This window comes from Pseudoalteromonas sp. APAL1, assembly GCF_021532475.1.
Lineage (GTDB): Bacteria > Pseudomonadota > Gammaproteobacteria > Enterobacterales > Alteromonadaceae > Pseudoalteromonas > Pseudoalteromonas lipolytica_C.
Map to the genome: position 1 here is coordinate 1 of NZ_JAKGAW010000092.1, position 4423 is coordinate 4423.

Here is a 4423-nt window from a genome sequence, read left to right on the forward strand (position 1 = left end):
CTATGATGCTCTCGTTATGTTGTGCTGCTTGTTTCATGGCAGCAATAGCATCGGGTTTATTGTCTTCGATGCCAATAATCGTTAACTGTGGATTTAACAGCTGCTGCATTAATTCAATGCCAGCAATTATGCCATCGGCATGTTCGCGCATTAGCATATCATCAGCGGTGATATAAGGTTCACACTCAACGGCATTAACAATTAAAAACTCAATGGCTTTTCGGGTATCTGCTTTTACATAAGTTGGGAAACCAGCGCCGCCCATACCTGCAATACCGCTTTGGTGAATAATATCAACAAGCTCATCATGGGAAAGTGTTTTTGCATCAGACACAGGGTGAAGCTCACACCATTTATCTTCACCATCAGGTTCAATAATCACGCTAAGCTCAGGCAATGCTGATGGATGAGCAGATGGCATTGGGCAAATATCGCTAATAAGTCCAGATGTTGGTGCGTGCACAGGCACAGACCAATTACCGCTCGGTTTAGTTAATGCTTGGCCTTTAAGTACCTGTTGGCCTTTTTCAACAATTAGTTTGCCGTTAGCACCAATGTGTTGTTTTAAAGATACAACAAGCTTATCTGGTAGTGGCAGTCTTGCAATTGCGTGTGTTGTTGATTGCAGCTTTTGACCCGGTGGGTGAATGCCCCCAGGTATAGACCACACTTTGCCTTGTTTAATTTGATCTATTAACTTTTCCATCTGTGCTCCTAATCTACCTGAGTCACAGGGATTGCGTTTAATTGCCATTTCCAAGTTTGTTTGGTTTCTTTTACAGGCAGCATATCAATACAGTCTACAGGGCACGGTTCAACACATAAGTCACAACCAGTACATTCATCGATTAATACAGTGTGCATTTGGCGGGTTGCACCGACAATCGCATCAACAGGGCAGGCTTGAATACATTTGGTACAACCAATACATTCATCTTCACGAATATAGGCAACGGTTTTAACAGGATCTGCTTGCTCACCGCCAGCCAGCGGTTTTGCTTCAACACCCATTAAATCAGCGAGTTTTTTTACCGTGGCTTCGCCGCCTGGTGGGCATTTATTGATTTCGTCACCATTGGCGATCGCTTCAGCATATGGACGACAGCCAGGGTAGCCGCATTGGCCACATTGTGTTTGCGGTAAAATGGTATCAATTTGGTCAACAATAGGGTTGCTCTCAACGCGAAAACGCACGGCGGCAAAACCTAAAATTAAACCAAATATTAGCGCTAATGAACCTAACGCTATCAAAGCATAAAACAAGGTCATATTAAAACTTCACTAATCCTGTAAAACCCATAAAGGCCATCGACATCAGGCCTGCGGTGATCATAGCAATTGACGCACCTTTAAATGGTGCAGGGACGTCTGCAGCTGCCAAGCGTTCACGTAAAGCTGCAAATAAAACCAGTACAAGAGAAAAACCAACAGCTGCACCAAAACCATACACAGCAGATTGCAAGAACGAATGATCTTCTTTGATATTTAGTAGAGCAACACCTAACACGGCACAGTTGGTGGTAATAAGCGGTAAGAAAATCCCTAATAAGCGATAAAGTGTCGGGCTGGTTTTTCTTACCACCATTTCAGTAAATTGCACGACTACCGCTATCACTAGAATAAAGCTCATAGTACGTAAAAAGGCGATATCAAGTGGAATCAAAATATAATGATTCACTAGGTAACTCGTTACAGAAGCTAGTGTAAGCACAAAGGTTGTGGCTAAAGACATACCGATCGCGGTATCTAACTTACCTGATACACCCATAAAAGGGCATAAACCTAAGAACTGTACTAAAACAAAGTTGTTGACTAGCACGGTGCCAATCAATAACAAGACATATTCTGTCATGCGTGCCTCACGAGTTTAAAATCGGCACTATTATCCTTTTTTCTGGGGGCTGACACAACACATCAGGGACGAATAGCTAAAATTAACAAAGCTGTTTATGATTAAACTGTTAAAGCAAGGTTAATGAATAGAATAGGCCCAAAAAACGTGTGGTTTTTTGGGCCATGAGTAGGGGGCTTAAATGTCTTTTGGCTTTTCGATGTAATAGCCTTGTACGCCATCTAAACATAAAGTTTCAATGATATGTTTCTCTTCTTGGCTCTCAACACCTTCTGCAAAAACACTCACGCCAATACGGTGAGCAAGATCAACCATTAAGCGCATAAAATATTGATTATTTTTATCTTCTTCAAGGCCGCGGGTATAACTTGCATCCATTTTGATGAAATCAGGTTTTAAGTCTCTAAAGAATTTAAATGACGTTAAACCAACACCAAAACGCTCTACAGTGATACGCGCACCTACACGATGCACCATATCGATAAAGCGTTTACTTGCTTTAATATTTTGTTGTAAGCCAAACTCGCTCACTTCAAATATAAGCTTAGAGGCGATATTACTGTCTTTTAATAGGCGGCGCTCAAGCCAGATCACAAATTGATCATTATGGGCACTTGATGCAGTTACATTAATGCCAAAGAATTTCTCAGAAAAATTACGAGTCTTAATTTTGTCCAGAGTAGTATCGATAATCAATCGATCAATTTCCATTGCCATTTCTAGCTTTTCAGCCATAGCTAAAAATGAAGCCGTTGGTAATGTTTGGTTCTCAGCAGTTTTAAATCTTACTTGAATCTCAGCATAAGCTTTAACGCTCTTACCAACCGGCATAATATTTTGCATTACTAAATGTACACGTTTAGATTCAATAACTTCGTTAATCACTTTACGCCAGTTCTGGTTACCAAAACCTGCGCTAGCATTATTTACTAAGTCTGTTTCTCGTTGTACATGCCAAGCATTTGCTTGTTTTGACTGCGCCATACTCATAGCATTATCAACAACTGAAAGCAGCTCACCTAAAGGCTTACCTTTTTCATAACCAACGATACCTGTATTTGCTACAGAGCTTAATTCTTGATTTTGTTGATATTGAGTGAAACGAGATTGTAGATTATCAGCAAAGCGTTCAGCTTCTTTTAGTGGTGTGTTCGGTAAAACCACAGCAAAATCTGAGCTATTTAAACGAAAAACTTGGCTATTTGTGTACGTGCCACTGATATGTTTGATGATATCAGCAACACCTTTAACGTACTCGTCACCTTTCTGGTAGCCACGGGTTTGGTTTATTGCTTGTAACTCACTGCAACGCACCATGGCAAGCGAGCCAAAGGTGCTTTTATCTGAGTTTTCAATATTTTTCTCGTAATACTCAACAAACATGTTGCGGTTACCTAAGTTGGTTACAACATCTTTGTACGCTTCTTTTTTAATATTTAACGCGTTATTTTGAATATCATCATGTTTTGTCTGTAAAAAGTGAGACAAACGATTAAACGAAGGGATTAAATCTTTACTTAGCTTTTTAATTCGCGACGTGTCTATCGCTTGTTCAAGGTCGCCACCTACCTGATTCTGGTTAATGTATATATCAACAATATCAGCAATAGTGGTGCTGATTTTACGATTAAGTCGTTTAAACATGCTCTTCATAAAGAAAATAGGGAGAAGGGCAATAAGACCAGAAACTAAGATAACAACGAACATCGCCTGCTGCATTAAATTGGCAAGGCTTTGTGCATTAATAGTAAATTCAACTTTTATATCAGAAGCGTTGTTAACAGCAAATTGCGGACGGATAGAATTAAATGAACTGTTAACCATCTCTGCTAGAAGCGGAAGCGACTCTGATGATTGAACTGCTACAAGGGTTTTACCAGCGTGATCACGAAGAGTAAAGCTTGAAAAGATACTCGCATCAGCAAATGTACGTTGGATTTTCTCTGCAGATAAGTCATCCATTGTTAAGTCGCTAATGTATGAATTAACGGTCAGTTGTGCTTTTTTTTGCGTATCACTCACTGAGCTATCAAAACTAAGAGCAACTAGATAGCCACCTAAAACGGTAAACAGTAACCAAGATATAAGTTGTATAAATATTAGTTTTTTAAAACCAGCCATTTTTCTTATCTTTTAAAAGCGAAAAGGAAGGAATCAATTCCTTGATTCATTGCTGTAATAATTTTGCATCATATTCTACAGCAAAGTATAGAAATTACTTAAAGTAGAGTAGATTATATGCGCTTTAAAGTCTAATACAATCGAAGAATAGTTGTAGATGAAAGTTTAATAGATTCTTGGAGTTGGCTCCCCCTCCCCGACTCGAACGGGGGACCTGCGGATTAACAGTCCGTCGCTCTAACCAACTGAGCTAAGGGGGAACTAAATAGAGTAGTGTGGTGCTATGATTTGGCTCCCCCTCCCCGACTCGAACGGGGGACCTGCGGATTAACAGTCCGTCGCTCTAACCAACTGAGCTAAGGGGGAACAATCATATTCATAAACTTGGCTCCCCCTCCCCGACTCGAACGGGGGACCTGCGGATTAACAGTCCGTCGCTCTAACCAACTG

At 40.4% G+C, this 4423-nt stretch carries 4 protein-coding genes and 2 tRNA genes; all 6 read right to left on the minus strand.

What is annotated here, in order from left to right; genetic code table 11:
• Positions 1–706 (minus strand): RnfABCDGE type electron transport complex subunit C (locus L1264_RS21240; RefSeq protein WP_235404630.1); only part of this gene is annotated, 706 nt, incomplete at its 3' end.
• A gap of 8 nt (positions 707–714) precedes the next feature.
• The gene (gene rsxB / locus L1264_RS21245; protein ID WP_054563643.1) at positions 715–1269 is read right to left on the minus strand and encodes an electron transport complex subunit RsxB; all 555 of its coding nucleotides are present in this window, start codon (positions 1267–1269) and stop codon (positions 715–717) included.
• A 1-nt stretch (position 1270) separates the two neighbouring features.
• On the minus strand, positions 1271–1852 hold the full coding sequence (gene rsxA / locus L1264_RS21250; protein WP_135925394.1) for an electron transport complex subunit RsxA: 582 nt from the start codon (positions 1850–1852) through the stop codon (positions 1271–1273).
• 177 nt (positions 1853–2029) lie between these two features.
• Positions 2030–3973, minus strand: a complete 1944-nt coding sequence (locus L1264_RS21255; RefSeq protein ID WP_235404631.1) for an EAL domain-containing protein — start codon at positions 3971–3973, stop codon at positions 2030–2032.
• Between the two features lie 183 nt (positions 3974–4156).
• Positions 4157–4233, minus strand: a tRNA-Asn gene (locus L1264_RS21260).
• Between the two features lie 29 nt (positions 4234–4262).
• Positions 4263–4339, minus strand: a tRNA-Asn gene (locus tag L1264_RS21265).
• Between the last annotated feature and the right edge of the window lie 84 nt (positions 4340–4423).